The sequence below is a fragment of the Synechocystis sp. LEGE 06083 genome (assembly GCF_015207725.1).
Lineage (GTDB): Bacteria > Cyanobacteriota > Cyanobacteriia > Cyanobacteriales > Microcystaceae > Synechocystis > Synechocystis salina.
The window spans coordinates 1-4,620 of the sequence record NZ_JADEWJ010000288.1 but is presented as its reverse complement, the minus strand read 5'-3'; the positions used below and the strand labels follow the sequence as shown (position 1 = coordinate 4,620).

Genomic DNA, 4,620 nt, shown 5'->3' with positions numbered 1-4,620 from the left:
CCCTAACCCCGGAACAGAGTTTATTGGCGGTGATTCAGCGGGAATTGGTTGATTTAGAGGGACTTTATCCGCCCCAGTTGATGGAACGCATTGAACCGAACTTTTTAGCCAGCCGTTTGACTTTGACGGTGGGAGATTCGTGGCAGGAATTGTCCTCCAAACAGCAACAAACCCTCCTCGATGCCCTATGGCAGAGGGCCCAAAAGCTTTCCTTCCAAAGGCTATGGATTTACGATCTAAGGGGAGAACTCATTGCCCGATCTCCGGTGGTGGGACAGGATATGGTGATCTTTAGCACTCCCTAGGGCTTTTCGGTTCATTGGTTCCCAGACTATGACCCCGAAGGGCTTGGCGTCTAGGAACAGAGGAAACTATGACGGGGGTCCCCCTCTTCGCCACAATTGTCAAAAAATTTAGAACCAACTTCGGAGAAAAAATTATGATCAAACTATACAGTGCTCCCCAAAGTCGAGCCTCCATCATCCAGTGGTACCTGGAAGAATTATCCCTGCCCTACGAATTTGTTAACGTTAACCTCAAGGAAGGGGAACATCGCCAAGCTCCCTACCTGGCCATTAATCCCTTTGGCAAAGTGCCGGCGATCGCCGATGGGGACTTTTACCTTTGGGAGTCCGGTGCAATTCTGCTTTATTTAGCGGAAAAAGCCAGTACCATTCCCGCCGATGTACAAGCCAGGGCGCTGGTTAACCAATGGATCCTGTTCGCCAATTCCACCCTGGCCAATGGTTTATTTATTGAAGCGGTGCGGGAAAAGGAAATGCCCCGACTATTGCAATCTTTGGAGGAAATTTTAGGGCGATCGCCATTTATCCTCGGAGAAAAATTTTCGGTGGTGGATGTGGCGGTGGGGTCAATTTTGGCCTATGTCCCCATCATGCTCAAACTTAACTTTGATGGCTACCCTGCGGTGGCAGCATACGTCCAGAGCTTGGTGCAAAGGCCAGCCTTCCAAGCTTCCATTGGTGCCCGCTGACCACTGGGCAGCCAAGCTAAAAAAACTCAAAGCCCATGGCGGCAACTATAGTCTGTTTCTATAGTTAAACTAAACTATATGATTGGCAGAAATCCAAATTTGCCGGTAATTTGCCCCAGTCAACGGTTGGGGGGTAGGTAGATTTGGTACAGTGAATGCCAGAGGGGATTTTTTTGCTTTTAACTTTAACCTAAATCCCTGGCGATCGCCCCTAATCCTTGCTTCCTCCCCACCTTGTTGGCAACTACCATGGTCCACTCCTCCAGCCTTTCAGGGACAGCGAACAATCACCACGGTCAAGGAAATAACCAGGAAATTTCCCCGACGATCCCCGACTGGCCTGCGGTATGTCAACAGTTGCTCTACCGGGCCTTACCCTGCACTTCAGTGCAAACCCAGCCGGAATTCGTTGTGAAAAAGCCCGGTCGCATTCCTCGTTCCCTTAAGGTGATTGCCAGCGAAGCCACCAGCGAGCACAACGCCCAGACTAACTATGGCCCCCTGGAATTTTTGGACAGTTTATTGGCTCCAATTGCCGAAGGAGGGGAAAAAAGCCGTTACTTAGCCATTATGGGGGAAGCGGGATCTGGGAAAACAATTTTTTTACAACATTTTGCCCAGGGTCTATGGCAACGCTACCAAGAGGGCCGAGCCCATTGCTTACCCATCTGGCTTAACCCCCCCCGCTTTAAACACCGGAGCATTAAAGATTATTTGTTTGGCCCTTGGTTACAGGAAGCCATGACCCTCAATGGGGAAATTCCCCCGACGACCTGGCGGGAGAGTTTACAGCTGGGACTCCAGGCGGGGCAGTTTTGGTTGGTGCTAGACGGAGTTGATTACACCTTTACCGACCCGGGGCAAATGTCTGCGGCCCAGGGAAGCCTAACTTGGCTCAAGGATAGCTTGGCGGAAGTGCCCGCCACCCCAGTGCTGTTGAGTTGTCGTCCAGACACCAGGCGCAATGACCCCCGGGGACTGGCCGGTTTTACCCGTTATCAGTTAGAGCCATTACTCTATCCTGGGGAGGTGGAAATTGCCATTGAAGATTATTTCACCCCCGATCGCCCAGCTCAATCGGAAAACCAAGGCCAACCCAATGCCCTAGCTACTGCTCTCAAGGAAGCGTTGGCCAATCCGTTGGTGAGCCATTTACGGCCCTATTTGCTCCGGCCCCGGCGCCTAATGTTGTGCTGTCGCTTTTGGCGGGATCAACCGAGGGATTTTCCTGTCAGCAGTGGAGCTTTGTATCGCCAATTAACTAAGGCTTTTTACCTGTGGCAAAGCGAATGGGCCTCTAGCAAACCAGGCCAGCAAGAGGAGTTGGCCCAATTGTTGGGTCAATTGGCCAAGCAAATGCTGGGGGAAAATCCAGTTGACCATCGCCCCCTATCCCCGGCGGAGGTGGAAAAAATATTTGGCAAAGATTCCCCCCTGTTGCGTTCGGCGTTGCAATTGGGCTGGTTAATGCCCAAGACCGCTGTGCGTAAAGGCGTTTGGGAAAGGGGTTATGGCTTTACCGACGATACTTTTCGGGATTATTTTGCTGCCCAGGCGATCGCCGATTGGCACTTTTTCCTCGATATTTATCGGCATCAGTATCGTATTTTTGCTCCGGAGTGGCAGGGAGTATTGACCTTTTGGTGCGGACGGGAGGATATCGGCCTAGTCAATAAACAGGCCTTTCTCCAGGTGATGTTGGAGTTTGACGACCGTTGTAGCCCGGAAAATTTCTATGGACTCAGGGCTTTAGAGAGTGCGGCCTTGGCTCTGCGGGAATGCCCAGACCTCACCCAGGCCGATGAGATTGTGGCCAGATTGTTAGCCCAAGGTTTAACCCCAGTGGGAGGTAATGGCAGCCAACAAAAATGGGCCATGGAGATTTTAGCGACAACCCACCGTCCGCCGGTGATCCAAGCCCTCCTCAAAACTCTGCAAACCACCGAGGATGACCGAGTATATGGCCAATGTTGCCAATGGCTGGGGCAGTGGGGCCAGGGATTTCCCCAGGTGATCGGAATTTTAGAGCAACAGCTAGCCCTCCATCAACAATCCAGTTTGCGCTTTGCCATTGCTTCGGCGCTGATCTTAATTGATCCCGCCAGTTCCCCTGGAGTAGCTACTTTCTTGGCGGCCCTGCACCCTGACCAAAAAGATTACAGCTTAGCTTTCCAAACCCTGGCCCATTGCGGCGTGGGCAATTTGTTAGTGATTAAAGCTCTGCTGGAGTTGCTTTCTCCGAAATTATCGGTGCTGCACCATCGTCAGGTATTGCAATGTTTGGAAGCGGTGGGCAAAAATCAGAACCTAGTTATTGCCAGTGTGCTGCAAAAACTCAGGCTTTATCCTCCTGGGGCATTTCTCTGTCAGATGGCCGAAAGTCTTGAAAGGATCGACCCCGGAAATCCTACGGCCCTGGTGGTTTTGCAACGGCATATCCAAGCGGATCAACCCCTACCTTTGCGAAAACAGGCCATCTATAGTTTGGGGGAAGTGGGGGTGCCATCGCCCGCAGTGGTGGCCAGCCTAGCAGATCTACTAATGGCGGAGGAGGATGTTTTTGTCCGTTGGTTGATTGTCAGTAGCCTTGCCAAAATTGCCCAGGGAGACCCCACGGCGATCGCCACCTTAACTGCCCTAGTGGAAAAGGCCGTGGCCCAACCCCGCAGTGAAGAAGGGGACTGGCTGCTCAATGAAACTATCCAAGCTCTGCTGAAGGTCGATCCCCACAACGTCGGTATTTTGCCTTCCCTAGTGTATCTGTTGGAAAACACGGCAACCAGCGAGCATCTACAAATTTGGGCCGAAATTTTGGGGCGCCTTGACCCGGGCAATCCCATTGCCATTAATACCCTCCTCCGTCTGTTGCGTAACAAGGAGGATCCCTATAGCCAACGGCAAGCGGCCACCAGTTTAGCCACCATTGATCCAGGCAATCTCTCTGCCCTCATGGCCCTGATTAATCTCCTGCAAAATAGCGATAACGAAAGTATCCGCCTAACTGCCGCCCAAGATTTAGCCCTAGTGGGAAAAAATAATCCCGCCGTGTTGGCTGCCCTGATCCGCGTTGTTGACACCAATGCCGAGGGGGAAATTCTCCGGGCGGTGGTCAAAACCCTGGCCCAAATCGGTCCCAACAATCGAGAGGTAGCCCAGGCTCTGTTGGGGTTATTGCTAGAAAAACCTGAAGATCGGGTCCGTCAGGATGCGGCCCAGGCTTTGATCAAGATTGTGCCCCGTAAGTTGCTCCCCACGGTGGTTCATCAGTTGCAGGAGCTATGTGCCCAGGCCCAGGGGGAAAACTCGGGAGACCATTGGCAAATTTTTTGGTACTGCGCCCAACAAATGACCTATGCTGATTTTTATCAAGCATGGCATCAAACTCCCCTAGCGGTTTCTGGCACCAGTATTCCTGGGAAAAGTTCTAAACAAAGATCTTTTTTCCGTTACTCCCTGGCACAAACTTTACAGGGGGAAAATGCTCCCCTGAATGGTTGTCAGGTAATTTGGATTGATACTAGTCAATTTTTGAGTTTGGATAATCCCAGTGTAGATATCTACGACCAAATGCTTGACCAAAATTGTCCCGAATTTGATGGGGCTATCCCAGATAATTTGTCCAAGCT

2 protein-coding genes and 1 pseudogene are annotated in these 4,620 nt (G+C 51.5%); all 3 read left to right on the top strand.

Annotation, left to right across the window (positions count from 1 at the left end; genetic code table 11):
• A pseudogene (locus tag IQ219_RS16925) lies at positions 1–305 on the top strand (hypothetical protein); the annotation flags it as partial.
• A gap of 134 nt (positions 306–439) precedes the next feature.
• Positions 440–994, top strand: a complete 555-nt coding sequence (locus IQ219_RS16920; RefSeq protein WP_194073379.1) for a glutathione S-transferase family protein — start codon at positions 440–442, stop codon at positions 992–994.
• A 249-nt stretch (positions 995–1,243) separates the two neighbouring features.
• The coding region (locus IQ219_RS16915) for a HEAT repeat domain-containing protein (protein WP_228017257.1) at positions 1,244–4,620 on the top strand (3,377 nt) is incomplete at its 3' end.

Excerpts from the sequence above, each read along its gene's own strand:
- IQ219_RS16920 (WP_194073379.1), top strand. The coding sequence starts at position 440 with ATGATCAAACTATACAGTGCTCCCCAAAGTCGAGCCTCCATCATCCAG.